Source organism: Streptomyces palmae, assembly GCF_004684805.1.
Lineage (GTDB): Bacteria > Actinomycetota > Actinomycetes > Streptomycetales > Streptomycetaceae > Streptomyces > Streptomyces palmae.
Genome location: NZ_SRID01000153.1, coordinates 1 through 15,251, shown reverse-complemented (window position 1 = coordinate 15,251; position 15,251 = coordinate 1). Strand labels below are relative to the sequence as shown.

13 protein-coding genes and 1 pseudogene are annotated in these 15,251 nt (G+C 73.6%); 8 read left to right on the top strand and 6 right to left on the bottom strand.

The window, feature by feature from the left end:
- From E4099_RS17265 to kdpC, 7 genes and pseudogenes are all read left to right on the top strand, one after another.
- Nucleotides 1-320, top strand: a pseudogene (locus tag E4099_RS17265) (heavy metal translocating P-type ATPase); the annotation flags it as partial.
- Nucleotides 317-700, top strand: a complete 384-nt coding sequence (locus E4099_RS17260; RefSeq protein ID WP_386389000.1) for a metal-sensitive transcriptional regulator — start codon at nucleotides 317-319, stop codon at nucleotides 698-700. The pseudogene E4099_RS17265 and the gene E4099_RS17260, both read left to right, overlap by 4 nt.
- Before the next feature lie 89 nt (nucleotides 701-789).
- Nucleotides 790-918: a hypothetical protein gene (locus E4099_RS34845; RefSeq protein ID WP_280923506.1), complete on the top strand. Its 129-nt coding sequence runs from the start codon at nucleotides 790-792 to the stop codon at nucleotides 916-918.
- Nucleotides 915-1,004, top strand: coding sequence for a K(+)-transporting ATPase subunit F (kdpF, locus tag E4099_RS17255; RefSeq protein WP_135339966.1), 90 nt, complete (start codon nucleotides 915-917; stop codon nucleotides 1,002-1,004). The genes E4099_RS34845 and kdpF overlap by 4 nt, the downstream gene beginning before the upstream one ends.
- The gene (kdpA, locus tag E4099_RS17250; RefSeq protein WP_135339965.1) at nucleotides 1,004-2,668 is read left to right on the top strand and encodes a potassium-transporting ATPase subunit KdpA; all 1,665 of its coding nucleotides are present in this window, start codon (nucleotides 1,004-1,006) and stop codon (nucleotides 2,666-2,668) included. The genes kdpF and kdpA overlap by 1 nt, the downstream gene beginning before the upstream one ends.
- 25 nt (nucleotides 2,669-2,693) lie before the next feature.
- A complete protein-coding gene (kdpB, locus tag E4099_RS17245; protein WP_135339964.1) occupies nucleotides 2,694-4,829 on the top strand; it encodes a potassium-transporting ATPase subunit KdpB in 2,136 nt (711 codons plus the stop codon).
- A 23-nt stretch (nucleotides 4,830-4,852) separates the two neighbouring features.
- The gene (gene kdpC, locus E4099_RS17240) at nucleotides 4,853-5,482 is read left to right on the top strand and encodes a potassium-transporting ATPase subunit KdpC (protein WP_135339963.1); all 630 of its coding nucleotides are present in this window, start codon (nucleotides 4,853-4,855) and stop codon (nucleotides 5,480-5,482) included.
- A gap of 167 nt (nucleotides 5,483-5,649) precedes the next feature.
- Here the strand turns inward: kdpC and E4099_RS17235 are convergent, their stop codons facing one another.
- The 6 genes from E4099_RS17235 to E4099_RS17210 all read right to left on the bottom strand — a co-directional run bounded on the left by E4099_RS17235 (nucleotide 5,650) and on the right by E4099_RS17210 (nucleotide 13,553).
- Nucleotides 5,650-8,217 carry a sensor histidine kinase gene (locus E4099_RS17235; RefSeq protein WP_135339962.1) on the bottom strand — a complete coding sequence of 856 codons (2,568 nt, stop codon included), beginning with the start codon at nucleotides 8,215-8,217 and terminating at the stop codon, nucleotides 5,650-5,652.
- Nucleotides 8,218-8,461: 244 nt separating this feature from the next.
- The gene (locus E4099_RS17230) at nucleotides 8,462-9,040 is read right to left on the bottom strand and encodes a rhodanese-like domain-containing protein (RefSeq protein ID WP_135339961.1); all 579 of its coding nucleotides are present in this window, start codon (nucleotides 9,038-9,040) and stop codon (nucleotides 8,462-8,464) included.
- 102 nt (nucleotides 9,041-9,142) lie between these two features.
- Nucleotides 9,143-9,892 carry a sulfite exporter TauE/SafE family protein gene (locus E4099_RS17225; protein WP_135339960.1) on the bottom strand — a complete coding sequence of 250 codons (750 nt, stop codon included), beginning with the start codon at nucleotides 9,890-9,892 and terminating at the stop codon, nucleotides 9,143-9,145.
- Nucleotides 9,889-11,268: an MBL fold metallo-hydrolase gene (locus E4099_RS17220; protein ID WP_135339959.1), complete on the bottom strand. Its 1,380-nt coding sequence runs from the start codon at nucleotides 11,266-11,268 to the stop codon at nucleotides 9,889-9,891. The genes E4099_RS17225 and E4099_RS17220 overlap by 4 nt, the downstream gene beginning before the upstream one ends.
- 102 nt (nucleotides 11,269-11,370) lie before the next feature.
- Complete coding sequence (locus E4099_RS17215; RefSeq protein ID WP_135339968.1) at nucleotides 11,371-12,807, bottom strand: sensor histidine kinase; 1,437 nt, start codon at nucleotides 12,805-12,807, stop codon at nucleotides 11,371-11,373.
- A 2-nt stretch (nucleotides 12,808-12,809) separates the two neighbouring features.
- A complete protein-coding gene (locus E4099_RS17210) occupies nucleotides 12,810-13,553 on the bottom strand; it encodes a response regulator transcription factor (RefSeq protein ID WP_135339958.1) in 744 nt (247 codons plus the stop codon).
- A 290-nt stretch (nucleotides 13,554-13,843) separates the two neighbouring features.
- Between E4099_RS17210 and E4099_RS17205 the strand changes: the two genes are divergently transcribed.
- Nucleotides 13,844-15,115: a ferredoxin reductase family protein gene (locus tag E4099_RS17205; RefSeq protein WP_135339957.1), complete on the top strand. Its 1,272-nt coding sequence runs from the start codon at nucleotides 13,844-13,846 to the stop codon at nucleotides 15,113-15,115.
- The last annotated feature ends 136 nt before the right edge of the window (nucleotides 15,116-15,251 follow it).

The following is a 15,251-nucleotide window of genomic DNA, read 5'->3' as shown; positions in this document are numbered from 1 at the left end:
ACGACGCCGCGGCGCTGGCCCAGGCCGATCTGGGCCTGGCCATGGGCACCGGCACCGACGCCGCGATCGAGGCCGGGGACCTGACCTTGGTCCGCGGTGACCTGCGGGCCGCGGCCGACGCGATCCGCCTGTCCCGCCGGACCCTGGGCACCATCAAGTCCAACCTGTTCTGGGCCTTCGCCTACAACGTCGCCGCCCTGCCCCTGGCCGCCTCCGGCCTCCTCAACCCCATGATCGCCGGCGGCGCCATGGCCTTCTCCTCCGTCTTCGTCGTCGGCAACAGCCTCCGCCTCCGCCGCTTCCAACCCACCCACAACTGACACCCACACCCCAGGGGGCGGACCGGAGCGAAAGCCGATCCGCCCCCACCGCCTTTTCCCGCCCCACCGGGCCGACCAGCACACGAGACGAGGACACGATGAACGGTTACACCGGCCACAAGGAGCGCATCCGCAAGCGCCTGCGCCGCATCGAGGGGCAGGTGCGCGGGCTGCAGCGCATGGTGGACGAGGACACCTACTGCATCGATGTCCTCACCCAGATCTCCGCCACCACCGCCGCGCTCCAGTCCTGCTCGCTCGCCCTTCTGGAGGAGCACCTCAAGTGCTGCGTCTCCGAGGCCCTCACCCACGGCGGGGACGAGGCGCAGGCCAAGGTCGACGAGGCATCCCGAGCCATCGCCCGCCTGGTGAAGGCCTGAGCCCACCGGGGCGGAGTCGAGGGCCATCTGGCGGACGGTCAGGCATCAGGGGAGCCCGCCGCGGGAACCTCCCAGTGGTTCGCTGTCGGGTGCCGGCCCCTGGCCGGCACCCCCGCCGCTGGGGTGAGACGCAGATGACCGACCTTGCTTTCCTCGGCCTGACGATCCTCGCGTTCGCCGTGGTCTCCCTCGTCGCCAAGGGAGTCGAACGCCTGTGAGCGCGGAGAACGCCGTCGGCCTGGTGGTCGCCGCCGCGCTGATCGTGTACCTGGTGATCGCGCTGATCCGGCCGGACAGGTTCTGATGGGCGCCACGCTCGCCGGCTGGCTCCAGATCCTGCTGCTCGTCTCGGTGCTCGCTGCCTCGTACCGGCCGCTCGGCGACCTGCTGGCGCGCACCCTCACCGACCGCGGCCACTGGCGGGTCGAGCGCGCCCTCTACCGCCTCGGCGGGGTGGACGGCGACGCCGACCAGACCTGGCCCGGGTACCTGCGCAGCCTGCTCGCCTTCGCCGCCGTGAGCGTGCTGTTCCTCTACGGCTTCCTGCGGCTGCAGAACCATCTGCCGCTGTCCATCGGCATGCCGCCGGTGCCCGCGGACGGCGCCTTCAACACCGCGGTGTCCTTCGCCACCAACACGAACTGGCAGTGGTACTCCGGCGAAACCACCCTGGGCCATCTGGCGCAGATGGCGGGTCTGGCGGTGCAGAACTTCCTCTCCGCGGCCATGGGGATCGCGGTGGCCGCCGCCCTGCTGCGCGGGTTCACCCGCAGGCAGACCGACCGGGTCGGCAACTTCTGGACCGACCTGACCAGGATCACCGTACGGGTGCTGCTCCCGCTCGCCTTCGTCTTCGCGATCGTCCTGGTCGCCGGCGGTGCCATCCAGAACTTCCACGGGGTCCGCGAGATCACCACGCTGTCCGGGGACACGCAGGCGCTGACCGGCGGCCCGGTCGCCTCGCAGGAGGCGATCAAGCAGCTGGGGACCAACGGCGGCGGCTTCTACGCCGCCAACTCGGCCCACCCGTTCGAGAACCCCACCGCGCTCACCAACATCATCGAGATCTATCTGCTGCTGGTGATCCCGGTCAGCCTGCCGCGCGCCTTCGGCAGGCTGGTCGGCGACCAGCGGCAGGGCTACGCGATCCTCACCGTGATGGTCCTGATCTGGGCCGTGTCGGTCGCCATCGTGACCGCCAACGAGGTGCACGGTGCCGGCAGCCCGGCCGGCCACGCGGCCGGCGGGATGCTGGAGGGCAAGGAGCAGCGTCTGGGGGTCTGGGCCTCCGCGCTCTTCGCCGTCTCCACCACGCTCACCTCCTGCGGGGCCGTCAACTCCGCCCATGACTCCTTTACGCCGGGCGGTGGCGGCATGCTGATCTTCAACATGCTGCTCGGCGAGATCGCGCCTGGCGGCGTCGGTTCCGGGCTGTACGGCATCCTGGTGCTGGCCGTGGTCGCGGTCTTCGTGGCCGGACTGATGGTGGGACGCACGCCGGAGTACCTCGGCAAGAAGCTCGGCGGGCGGGAGATGAAGTTCGCCTCCCTCTACATCCTCACCACCCCCGCGCTGGTGCTGGTCGGAACGGCCTCGGCCATGGCGAGCAGGGGCGCCCGCGCCAAGGTGCTCAACACCGGCGAGCACGGCTACTCCGAGATCCTCTACGCCTTCGGCTCCGCGGCCAACAACAACGGCTCCGCCTTCGCCGGCCTCGCCGCCGGCGGCACCTGGTACAACACCGCCCTCGGCCTGGCCATGCTGTTCGGCCGATTCCTGCCGATCGTGTTCGTCCTGGCACTGGCGGGCTCCCTCGCCCGGCAGAGGCCGGTCCCGGTGACCGCCGGCACCCTCCCGACACACCGCCCGCAGTTCGTCGGTCTGCTGGTCGGAGTGGTCCTGATCATCGTCGGTCTCACCTACTTCCCCGCCCTCTCCCTGGGGCCGATCGCGGAAGCGCTGAGCTGATGCCCGGCGCGGAAGGGACGAGCTGATGCCCCGCACCGCCCGTCGGCCCGGCCGGCCGCACGGCCCGAAGAAAACGACCGACCGGTCGCACCGGGGGCCAGGCGGGCTGCCGGACCCCGCCCTGTTCCGGCACGCGCTGCCGGGCGCCTGCCGCAAGCTGGACCCGCGCACCCTCTACCGCAACCCGGTCATGTTCGTGGTGGAGGTCGGAGCCGTCCTCACCACGGCCCTGGCGATCGAGGATCCCTCCGTGTTCTCCTGGCTGATCACGGTCTGGCTCTGGGCGACCGTCGTCTTCGCCAACCTGGCGGAGGCGGTGGCCGAAGGGCGCGGCAAGGCCCAGGCGGACACCCTGCGCAGAACCAGGACCGCGACGACCGCACGTCGGCTCGTCGACTGGCGGCCGGGCAGCCGGCGGCCCGAGGAACGGCCGGTGCCCGCGGCCGAGCTGACGCTCGGAGACCATGTGGTCGTCGAGGCCGGGCAGACCATCCCGGGCGACGGCGACATCGTGGAGGGCATCGCGAGCGTCGACGAGTCCGCGATCACCGGCGAGTCCGCCCCGGTCATCCGCGAGTCCGGCGGCGACCGGAGCGCCGTCACCGGCGGCACCAGGGTGCTCTCCGACCGCATCGTGGTACGGATCACCTCGCGTCCCGGCGAGACCTTCATCGACCGGATGATCGCCCTGGTGGAGGGGGCCGCCCGGCAGAAGACCCCCAACGAGATCGCGCTCAACATCCTGCTGGCCTCACTGACCATCGTCTTCCTGCTGGTCGTGGTGACCCTCCAGTCGCTGGCCGGGTACGGGCGGGCCCAGCAGCCCCTCGTGGTCCTGGTGGCCCTGGCGGTGGCGCTGATCCCGACCACCATCGGGGCGCTGCTCTCCGCGATCGGCATCGCCGGCATGGACCGGCTGGTGCAGCGCAACGTCCTGGCCATGAGCGGCCGGGCCGTCGAGGCCGCGGGCGACGTCGACACCCTGCTGCTCGACAAGACCGGCACCATCACCCTCGGGAACCGGGAGGCGGCCGAACTCATCCCCGTCGGCGGCACCGAACCCCTGGCCCTCGCGGACGCCGCGCAGCTGTCCTCCCTGGCGGACGAGACGCCCGAGGGCCGATCCATCGTGGTGCTCACCAAGGAGCGCCACCAGCTGCGCGCCCGCGCCGAGGGAGAGCTGGCCCACGCCGAGTTCGTGCCCTTCACCGCGCAGACCCGGATGTCCGGTGTGGATCTCGGTGGCGAGGACGCCAGACAGCTGCGGAAGGGCGCCGCGACGGCCGTGATCGAGTGGGTGCGGGACAACGGCGGGCAGCCGGCCGACGAGGTCGGCCCGGTCGTCGACGGGATCGCCGCGGGCGGCGGCACCCCGCTGGTGGTCGGCGAGACCATCACCGGCGGCGCCGGCACCACCGCCCGGGTGCTGGGGGTCATCCACCTCAAGGACGTGGTCAAGGAGGGCATGCGGGAGCGGTTCGAGGAGCTGCGCCGGATGGGCATCAGGACCGTGATGATCACAGGTGACAACCCGAAGACGGCGCGCGCCATCGCCCGGGAGGCGGGGGTGGACGACTTCCTGGCGGAGGCGACGCCCGAGGACAAGATGGCGCTGATCAAGCGGGAGCAGGCCGGCGGCAAGCTGGTCGCGATGACCGGTGACGGCACCAATGACGCCCCGGCGCTGGCCCAGGCGGACGTCGGGGTGGCGATGAACACCGGCACCTCGGCCGCCAAGGAGGCCGGGAACATGGTGGACCTGGACTCCAATCCCACCAAGCTCATCGAGATCGTGGAGATCGGCAAGCAGCTGCTGATCACCCGCGGCGCGCTGACCACCTTCTCCATCGCCAACGACGTCGCCAAGTACTTCGCGATCATCCCCGCCATGTTCGCGGTGGCCTACCCGAGCCTGGCCAAGCTGAACATCATGGGCCTGCACAGCCCCGAATCGGCCATCACCTCCGCGATCGTCTTCAACGCGCTGATCATCGTGGCCCTGATCCCGCTCGCGCTGCGCGGCGTGCGCTACCGGCCCGCCTCCGCGGCGGGGCTGCTCGGCCGCAACCTCTCCCTCTACGGACTGGGCGGCCTGGTGCTGCCCTTCGTCGGGATCAAACTGATCGACCTCATCGTCCAGTTCCTCCCCGGACTGCGCTGACCTGGAGGGAAGGCGACCGCAGGATGACCCGCCCACTGCCGACCTGGATCCGCCTGCATCTGTCGAGCCTGCGGATGCTGCTGCTGTTCACCGCCCTCACCGGGCTGCTCTACCCACTGGCGGTGACCGGAGCCGCCCAGGCGCTCTTCGGGCACGAGGCGAACGGCTCGAGGATCGAGCGGAACGGTGCGGTCGTCGGGTCGAGCCTCCTCGGCCAGCGCTTCGACCTGCGAGGGAAGAGCCCCCACCAGCCGGGGGAGCGGCCGCGTCCCGACCCGCGCTGGTTCCAACCGCGCCCCTCCGCCGGCGGCTACGACCCGCTCGCCTCCGGCGCGTCCAACCTCGGCCCCCGCTCCGGACGGCTCCTCGCCGCCATCGACCGGCGCCGTACCGACATCGCCCGCTTCAACCACGTGGACCCGGCCACCGTCCCCGCGGACGCTCTGACCGCCGGCGGCTCGGGCCTGGACCCGCACATCTCGCGGGCGTACGCCCGCCTCCAGACCGCCCGCGTGGCCAGGGCGCGCGGCCTGTCCAAGACCGCCGTGGACGCACTGGTGAACGCCCACCTGCAGAGCCGGATCCTGGGCTTCCTGGGCGAGGAGCGCGTCAATGTGGTCGAGCTCAACGCCGCTCTGAGCCGGATGCGCTGAGGCGCGGCGGCGCGTCACCGCCGGCCCGGACCGCCGTGCGTTTCGGGGCCGTACCGCCTCCGGCCGGGAGCGACGCGCCGCCGCCGCGGAAGGTCGAGGCGTGGCCGGCGGAACTCCGGGGCCGACCCCCGAGCAGGCGAGGGCCCGCCGCCCGGTGACCACGGCGGTCAGCGGGCAGGGGCGGCCGTGGGCAGGCTGAGGATCATCGTGACGCCGCCGCCGGGGGTCTCGGCGGGCACCAGCGTCCCGCCCATGGCCTCGGCCAGACCCCGCGCGAGGGTCAGGCCCAGCTCGGCCCCGGTACGGCTCTCCTCGGCGCCCAGGCGCTGGAAGGGGCGCAGGGTCTGCTCGTGCTGGGCGGGGTGCGTACCCGAGCCGTGATCGACGACCCGGATCTCCACCCGGTCGGCCCGCGCGCCGGCGGTCAGCCGCACCCGCCGCCCCGCCGGGCTGTGGTGCCGCGCGTTGGAGAGCAGGTTGACCAGGACGCGCTCCACCAGCGCCGGATCGGCCAGGAGCTCGGGGACGCCGTCGGGGATCCGGACGTCCACCCGGTGGTCCGAGGGGCCCAGCCGCTCCAGCGCGCGGGGCACGATGTCCTCCACGGCCAGTGGCTGGGGAGCGGTGCCGAGCGTGCCCGCCCGCAGGCGGCTCACATCGAGGAGACTCCCCACCAGCCGGTCCAGGCGGGCCAGCGCATCGCGGGCCGTGCTGGTGAGCCGCGCCCGCTCCGAACCCCGGGGGGCCGCCTCGGGGTCGGACAGCCGGGCGACCGCCTCCATCGCGGTGGCGAGCGGAACCCGCAGGTCGTGGCCGATGGTGTGCAGCATGGCGGTGCGGGTGCGCTCGGCCTCGGTGATCGGCCGCGCCTCCTCGGCCTCCTCCTCCAGACGCTGCTGGCGCAGGGCGATGGCGGCCTGGGCCGCGTACGCCTCCAGGACCCGCCGGGAGGCGGCGGGCAGCGGGTGGCCGCGCAGCACCAGGGACAGCCCCTCGCCGACCGGGATGTCGGCGTCCCCCTCGTCGGGCGTGGCCAAGGGCCCGTCACCCGCGTAGGCGGCCACCCGCCAACTGCGCGGGTCGCGTTGGCGGTCCGGGGTCAGCGGCGTGCCGGGTTCGCGCTCCAGCAGGGTGACCGAGTCCAGGGCGTAGGTCTCCCGGAGGCGTTCCAGCAGCGTGTCCAGGACGCGGTCTCCCCCCTGCGCCGACGAAGAGAGCCCCCCGCGCAGCACACTGCCGGCCAGGGTGGACAGCACCGCGGCGTCCGCGGTGGCGCGAGCGGCCTCCCGGGTGCGCCGGGCGGCGACGTCGACCACCGCACTGACCGCCACCGCGGCCAGTACGAACGCCACCAGGGCGCTGAGATGGTTGGTGCCGCCGGCGGCGGCGAAGGTGTGGAAGGGCGGCGTGAAGTAGTAGGTGAGCAGCAAGAACCCGGCCACGGCCGCGGCGAGCGCCGGATACAGGCCGCCCACCAGGGCCACGCCGATGACGGCCAGCAGGAAGGCGAGGATGTCGCTGGGCAGCGACAGCCGACCGCGCAGGTCGGCGAGGGCGAACGTCAGCAGCGGCAGGCAGCCGGCGGCCAGCAGGAAGCCGGCCAGGCGGCGGCGGTGCGTGAGGCCCTCGTGGGTGGCGGCGCGCCGTCCCCGCCCGATCTCCTCGTGCGTGACCAGATGGACGTCGATCGATCCGGACCGGGCGACCGTGTCCACCCCGACGCCGCGGGTGAACAGCTGTCCGAGGAGTCCGCGGCGGGAGGCGCCCAGGACCAGCTGGGTGGCGTTCACCCCGCGGGCGAAGTCCAGCAGCGCGGTCGGGACGTCGTCACCGACCACCTGGTGGTAGGTGCCGCCCAGACTCTCCACCAGCGACCGCTGGCGGACCAGGTGCGCCGGGTCGGCGGTGCCGGCCAGCCCGTCGCTGCGGGTGACGTGCACCGCGAGCAGGTCGGCGCCCCGGCCGCGCTCGGCGACACGGGAGGCCCGGCGGATGAGCGTGTCCCCCTCGGGGCCGCCGGTGAGGGCGACGACCACGCGTTCGCGGGCCTCCCAGGTCCCGGCGATGCCGTGGTCGGCGCGGTAGGCCTCCAGCTGGTCGTCGACCTTGTCGGCCAGCCACAGCAGGGCCAGCTCGCGCAGCGCGGTCAGATTGCCGACCCGGAAGTAGTGGGTGAGCGCCGCGTCGACCTTCTCCGGCGGGTAGATGTTGCCGTGCGCCATCCGGCGGCGCAGCGCCTCGGGGGTGATGTCGACCAGCTCCACCTGGTCGGCCTGGCGTACCACCTGGTCGGGCACGGTCTCGCGCTGCGGCACCCCGGTGATCTCCCGGACGACGTCGTTGAGTGACTCCAGGTGCTGGACGTTGACCGTGGAGAGCACGGTGATGCCCGCCTCCAGCACCCGCTCCACGTCCTGCCAGCGCTTCTCGTTGGCCGACCCGGGCACGTTGGTGTGCGCGAGCTCGTCGATCAGCGCCACCTGCGGACGCCGGGCGATCACCGCGTCGGCGTCGAGTTCGGTGAAGGCCGCGCCCCGGTGGACCACCGTCTTCCGCGGGATGATCTCCAGCCCCTCCAGCAGCGCCTCGGTCCGCGGGCGGCCGTAGGTCTCCACATAGCCGACGACCAGGTCCGTACCGCGCTCGGCCCGGCGGTGCCCCTCGGCGAGCATGGCGTACGTCTTGCCGACCCCGGGGGCGGCACCGAGATAGACGCGCAGTTGCCCGCGATCCATCGGGTCACCTCCGGCGGCCGAAGACGCTTCGCTGATCTCCAGTGTCCGCCTCGGTGGCCGTTCCGGGGTACGGCCGACGGGGTGGCGTGCTCCGGGACGGGCGCGGTCGCACCGTGCGGAGGTGCCGGCCGCCGTGGACACGGCGATGGGCCCGTCACCGCTGCACGGTGTACGGGCCCATCGGGGCGCCACGGCGGTCCTTGCGGGTCGCCCCGCCGCCGGGAGCGCCCCGCGCCTGTGGGGATCAGCCGGCCAGGGCGGCCAGAGTGGCCTCCAGCTCGGTGGCCTTGGGCTGGTTGTAGGGGAGCTTGGCCAGCAGGGCCGCCATGCCGCAGGTGTTGGTGAGGGCGGAGAAGATCAGGCCGCCCGCGACACCCGCGGAGACCCAGCGGGCCGCACCCCAGCGCCGCCCGGCGATGAGGCCGGTGAGGATCATCGAACCGGCGGCGAGGCGGACCTGGCGGTCCATGGCCCAGGTGGCGCCGGGGGCGTTGACGAGGTTGCACGCGGGCCCGTCGGTCTCGTGCCCGAGCTGGGTCCAGGCGGTGGTGCCGCCGACCAGGGTCGCGGCGGGGATGCCCTCCGCGGCCAGCCGCTCGCAGGCCTTGGCGGAGCGGGCCCCGGAGGCGCACACGATGAGCAGGTCACCGCGGCCGGCGGCGGCCCTCAGCGCGGACAGGGCCACGTCGAGGTGGTCGAGCGGGATGTTGTGGGCGCCGGGCAGGTGGCCGGAGTCGAACTCGCCGGGGGTGCGCACGTCGATGACGGTCAGCTCGTCAAGGCGGGGACGGACCTGGTCGGCGGTGAGGGTGGTGGTCGACATGGGGATTTCTCTTGCTCCTTTGGGGTGACCCTCCTCGGGACGATACCCGAGGGGGCATATGTGGAAGGTAGGGGCGGTAAGGGGGTGCGGCCCGGCCGCAGATCAGGTCAGGGCGTCGATCAGCATGAAGACGGCCACGGCCAGCAGGATGACGGCGAAGATGCGCTGCAGCCGGTTGCCGGAGATCTTGGCGGCCAGTCTCTTGCCGTCCCAGGCGCCGAGGATCGCCGCGCCCGCGAAGGGGGCGACCACCGCCCAGTCCATGCCGGACGCGGTGGCCCCGCGGGTGGCCAGGGAGGCGAGGGAGTTGGTCGAGATGATCAGCAGACTGGTCCCGACCGCCGCCTGCATCTCGAACGCCAGCGTGGTGACCAGGGCCGGTACGGCGAGGAATCCTCCGCCGACGCCGAGGAACCCGGTCAGTGTCCCCAGCCCGGCTCCGGTGCCGGCGGCTCGGCCGACCCCCACCGGCCGCCGCTCCCCGGGGGTGGCGGAGGCCGGTCGCAGCATGCGGACGGCGGCGATGGCGGCGATGGCGGCGAACGCGCCGGTCAGCACCGGCTGCGGCAGCCGGCCCGCCAGGGCGCCGGCCGCGGCGGCCGGCAGGAGTCCGGCCGCCGCGAACAGCCCGCCCGCCTTCCAGCGCACGTTCCCGGCGCGGGCGTGGGCGTACAGGGCCGTCACCGAGGTGGCGGTCACGATCAGCAGGCTGGCGGTGGTGGCCGCGGCCGGGGTGAAGCCGAGCAGGTAGATCAGCGCCGGCACCGCGAGCACGCTGCCGCCCCCGCCGAGCGCGCCGAGCGTCAGCCCGACCATGCCTCCGGCGACCAGGGCCAGGATCAGATCGGTCACGCTATGCCGCCGTCGGGCCGGGTGAGAGTGAGCCCGGCCTCGGTGGCAGCGGCGAACCCGTCGTCGATGGCGACCACCTGGTGGCCGGCGGCGTCCAGCAGGGAGGCGGCGATCGCCGCGCGCATCCCGCCGGCGCAGTGCACCCAGACCTCACCGGGCGGCACCTCGCCGAGACGGCCGCGCAGCTGGTGGATCGGGATGTGGACCGAGCCCTCGACGTACCCGTCGGCGCGCTCGGAGTCGCGTCGCACGTCCAGTACGGCCACCTGCCGGCCGCTCTCCCGCGCGGTGGCGAGGTCGGCGAAGCGGGCGCGCGGGAACGAGGCCAGTGCTTCGCCCTCGCGGACCCAGGAGTCCGGCGTGCCGGTGGCGGCCGCCGCCGGGCGGTCGATGCCCACCCGCGCCAGCTCCCGCTGCGCCGAGGCGAGTTGCTCGGGGCTGTCGGCCAGCAGGGTGACGGGCTTGCCCCACGGGATCAGCCAGGCCAGATAGGTGGCGAGCTGCCCGTCGCCCTCGAAGTTCAGGGAGCCGGACACATGGCCCGCGGCGAAGGCGACCCGGTTGCGCAGGTCCACCACCCACTCGCCGGCCGCCAGCCGGGCGGCGATCTGTGCCGCGTCGGCCTGCTGGGGAGGGGTGAGGTCGACCGGGGCGGGGCCGGCGGCGTTGGCCGGGGCCATGTGGGCGTAGTACGCGGGCACGTCGTCCAGGCCGGCCAGCATGTCGGCCACGAAGGAGTCCACGTCCTTGGTCAGCGCGTCGTTGCGCCTGCGCTCCGCGCCGATGGTGGTCGCGTCCCCGTCGGCCTGGGCGGAGGAGCAGAAGCTGCCGAAGCCGTGGGTGGGCAGCACCGGCACCTCGTCGTGGAGCTGCTCGGCCAGCCGGTGGGCGGAGGCGTGCTGGGCCCGGGCCAGCTGCTCGGTCAGCCGCGGCTCGACCAGGTCCGGCCGTCCGACGGTGCCGATCAGCAGGGAGCCGCCGGTGAACGCGGCCACCGCCCGCCCGTCCTCCTCCAGGACGTAGGAGGTGTGGTGGGGGGTGTGGCCGGGGGTGGCCACGGCACGCAGCACCAGGGTCCCGTCCAGGGCGACGGTGTCCCCGTCGGAGACCGGGGTGTGGTCGAAGGTGACCCCTGCCCCGGCCGGCACCAGGTAGCGCGCGCCGGTCATCCGGGCCAGCTCCAGGCCGCCGGTGACATAGTCGTTGTGGACATGGGTCTCGACCACGAAGCCGATGCGCACCCCGCGCCGGGCGGCTGCGGCGATGACCTGGTCGATGTCGCGCGGCGGATCCACCACCACTGCGGCACCGGGGCCGCCGGCCAGGTAGCTGCGGTTGCCCAGTCCCTTGATTTCCAGGGTGTCGACGAAGAACACGAGTACGACCTCCTTGCTGCGACTGTACCCCTAGGGGTATCTGGTACCCACTCTAACAGGGGTACCCCTGGGGGTATTCCGGGGAGGGTGTGGCGCCGCCGGTCATGCCGGTTCCTCCGGCAGCCGCACCAGGAACTCGGTACGCCCCGGCCGGCTGCTGACCTCGGTCTCGCCCCCGTGGGCGGCGATCACCGCCGCGACGATCGCCAGCCCCAGACCGGTGCCGCCGACCGCCCGGCTGCGCCCGGTGTCGGCCCGGGAGAAACGCTGGAAGACCTCCTCCTGCAACGCGGGCGCGATACCCGGCCCCGAGTCCGTCACGCTCAGCTCGGTCCGGTCCGCGAACCGCGCGAGACGCAGCGTGACATCGGTGCCCGGTGGGGTGTGGATCCGGGCGTTGGCCAGCAGATTGGCGATGACCTGGTGCAACCTGTGCTCATCCCCGGTGACCGTCACCGGCTCCGCGGGCAGATCCAGTCGCCAGTGGTGGTCCGGGCCGGCGACCCGGGCGTCGTCGACCGCGTCGAGGGCCAGCCGGGTCAGGTCGACCGGCTCGCGGGCCAGCGGCCGGCCCGCGTCCAGGCGGGCGAGCAGCAGCAGGTCATCCACCAGCACGCTCATCCGCCGGCTCTCCGACTGGATGCGCAGCAGGGCGTGCCGCACCTCCTCGGGCAGCCCCTCGGTGTGGCGCAGCGCCAGCTCGGAGTGGGCCCGGACGGTGGCCACCGGGGTGCGCAACTCGTGGCTGGCGTCGGCGGCGAAACGACGCAGCCGCTCCTCGCTCGCGTGCCGGCGGGCCAAGGCGTCGCCCACATGCCCAAGCATCCGGTTGAGCGCCGCCGCCACCTGCCCCACCTCGGTCCGCGGATCGGCGTCCGGCACCGGATCGGGCATGGCCACCTCCCCGCTGGACAGCGGCAGGCCGGTCACCTCGGTCGCGGTGCCGGCCACCCGGCGCAGCGGGCGCAGGGACAGCCGCACCCACAGCGCGCCGGCCACCCCGGTGACCAGCAGGGCGGAGCCGAACACCAGGACCTCCACCAGCTCCAGCCGGTGCACCGTGTCCTCCACCGGGTGCAGCGGCAGCCCCGTGATCAGCGTGTCCCGGTCGTCCCCGCGGGTGGCCACCACCCGGTAGTCGCCCAGAGCGGACAGGCGCAGGCTGCGGCCGCGGGCGTCGGGCGGCACCTCGGCCAGCGCCCGCCGGTCCGAGGGAGTCAGCCGCACCGGAGTGTCGCCCCCCTCGCGCACCACCGCGGCCCGGGCGCTTCCGGCGGGCGGCAAACGGACGCCGAGGGTCCCCTCGGCCTGCCCGCGGGTGTCCGGCGCGTTGTCCGCGTCGGGCCGCTCACCGTGCTCCAGACTGGTGGCGAACCGGCCGCCCGCGGCCGTCAGCTGCTGGTCGAGGCGGCCCACCAGGAAGCCCCGCAGCGCCAACGAGGTGGTCACCCCCACGGCCAGGCAGGCGAGCGCCAGCAGAACCACCAGGCCGGCGGTGATCCGGGCACGCAGGGTGCGCGGCAGGCGCGGCGGCCGCACGGTCACGATCGCTCCGGCCGAAGGACGTACCCCACCCCGCGCACGGTGTGGATCAGCGGGCTGCGCCCCGCGTCGACCTTCTTGCGCACATAGCTGATGTAGAGCTCCACCACATGGGCGCGCCCCCCGAAGTCATAGGACCAGACCCGGTCGAGGATCTGCTCCTTGGAGAGCACCCGGCGCGCGTTGCGCATCAGGAACCGCAGCAGCTCGAACTCGGTACGGGACAGCTCCACCGGGACACCGCCGCGGGTGACCTCCCGGGCCTCCTCGTCCATCACCAGGTCCGCCACGACCAGCTGGTGCCCTCCGGCCGCACGCGCCATACCGGCCCGGCGCAGCAGCCCGCGCAGCCGGGCCAGCACCTCCTCCAGGCTGAAGGGCTTGGTCACGTAGTCGTCGCCGCCGGCCGTGATGCCGGCGATCCGGTCCTCGACGGCGTCCCGGGCGGTGAGGAAGAGCACACACACCTCCGGCAGCTCGGCCCGGATCCGGCGCAGCACGCTCAACCCGTCCGTATCCGGCAGCATCCAGTCCAGCACCACCGCGTCGGGCCGCATCGCGCGGGCCGCGGTCAGTGCCTGCGCGCCCGCGGCGGCCGTGCGGACCTCCCACCCCTCCGAGCGCAGGGCCGCGCCCAGCACATCGGTCAGATCGGGCTCGTCATCGACGACCAGGACACGCACCGGGGTGCCGTCCGGCCTGCGCAGAACAGGAGGGGTGGCCTGGTCGGATCGCTCGCACATGATGCGACCAGCATCCCTCCTCGGTCAGGCGAACGGGAGGTCGAATCCCTGTGAGTCTTCTCTGAATCGCGCCCCCACCGCCCGTTTCAGACGGTTTTCAGAAGAACCGGAGCCAGGCTGGCGCACAGCCCCGAGCGGCACCCCGGGCGACCCGGGAGCCCAGCGGGATCACCGGGAGAAACGCGAGGAGCCCTGTGACGACCAGTGTGTCCGACACTCGCGGTACGTGGCGCCGCCCGCCTGTGCGGCGCCGCATCGGCGCCCTACCGGCGCCGGCCGCGGTACAGATCATGATCTGGGGCGGGGCCGCGGCCGTGCTCGCGCTGTGGTGGAGGAACACCGCCTCGGTCGTCGGAGCGGCCGACTGGATCACCGGCGCCGGCCGCATCACCGGCCTGCTCGCCGGCTACGCCTGCGCGGTGCTGCTCGCCCTGATGGCACGGGTCCCGGCCGTGGACCGCGCGATCGGCACCGACCGGCTCACGCGCTGGCACGCCGCCGGCGGGCGGTACACCGTCTGCCTGGTCCTCGCCCACACCCTGCTGATCATCTGGGGCTACGCCCTGGCCGCCGGTTCCGGCCTGGTGGACGAGACGACCACCGTGGTCCTGCGCTACCCCGAGATGCTGAAGGCGACCGCGGCGTCCCTGCTGCTGGTGGCCACCGGAGTGCTCTCGGCCCGCGCCGCCCGGCGCAGGATGCGCTACGAGACCTGGCACTACCTGCACTTCGCCACCTATCTCGCGATCTTCATGGCCTTCGGGCACCAGCTGGCCAACGGCGCGGACTTCCTCGGCGATCCCGCCGCCCGAATCGCCTGGTACGCCCTGTACGGGGGTGTCGCCGCGGCGCTGGCCTGGTACCGGTTCCTGGTACCGGTGCGCCGCTGCCTGCGGCACCGGCTGCGGGTGGCCGAGGTGCGACCGGAGGCGCCCGGAGTGGTCTCGGTCTACCTGACCGGCCGGAACCTCGGCGAGCTGCGGGCCGCGCCGGGCCAGTTCCTCCGCTGGCGGTTCCTGGCGCCCGGGCTGTGGTGGGCGGCCAACCCCTACTCGCTGTCCGCCCCCGCCGACCCCGACTGGCTGCGCATCACCGTCAAGGAGGCCGGTGCGCACAGCGCCGCCCTGGCCTCCCTCAGCCCCGGCACGCGCGTCCTCGCGGAGGGCCCCTACGGGGGGCTCACCGCCGCTCGCGCCCGTACCGGCAAGGCCCTGCTGCTGGCCGGCGGCGTCGGCATCACCCCGCTGCGGGCGCTGTTCGAAACGCTGCCGGGCGAGGTCACCCTGATCTACCGGGCCCACCGGCCCCAGGACCTGGTACTGCGTGAGGAGATCGACGCGATCGCCGCCGCCCGCGGCGCCCGGGTGCACTACACGGTCGGCGAACCGGGCCCGCACAGCATTCCGCTGACGGCCCGCGCACTGCGCCGACTCGTTCCCGACCTGGCGGAACGCGATGTCTTCCTCTGCGGACCGCCCGGGATGACCGCGGCGGCCCTGCGCGCCCTGCGTGGCGCGGGCGTGCCGCGCGGGCGCGTCCACCACGAGTCCTTCGCCTTCTGAGGCGACCGTCCACGAGTCCGGAGAGTCCGACCATGCGCCGAGCCGTCGCGGCCGCCTCGGCGACCGCCGCAGGCGTCGTCCTGCTGCTGTCGCTCAAACCGCACACCCCGGCCCTGCCCCAAGCAGCGGCCCCGTC

Excerpts from the sequence above, each read along its gene's own strand:
- kdpA (WP_135339965.1), top strand. The coding sequence starts at position 1,004 with ATGGGCGCCACGCTCGCCGGCTGGCTCCAGATCCTGCTGCTCGTCTCG.
- kdpB (WP_135339964.1), top strand. The coding sequence starts at position 2,694 with ATGCCCCGCACCGCCCGTCGGCCCGGCCGGCCGCACGGCCCGAAGAAA.
- kdpC (WP_135339963.1), top strand. The coding sequence starts at position 4,853 with ATGACCCGCCCACTGCCGACCTGGATCCGCCTGCATCTGTCGAGCCTG.
- E4099_RS17235 (WP_135339962.1), bottom strand. The coding sequence starts at position 8,217 with ATGGATCGCGGGCAACTGCGCGTCTATCTCGGTGCCGCCCCCGGGGTC.
- E4099_RS17230 (WP_135339961.1), bottom strand. The coding sequence starts at position 9,040 with ATGTCGACCACCACCCTCACCGCCGACCAGGTCCGTCCCCGCCTTGAC.
- E4099_RS17210 (WP_135339958.1), bottom strand. The coding sequence starts at position 13,553 with ATGTGCGAGCGATCCGACCAGGCCACCCCTCCTGTTCTGCGCAGGCCG.
- E4099_RS17205 (WP_135339957.1), top strand. The coding sequence starts at position 13,844 with ATGATCTGGGGCGGGGCCGCGGCCGTGCTCGCGCTGTGGTGGAGGAAC.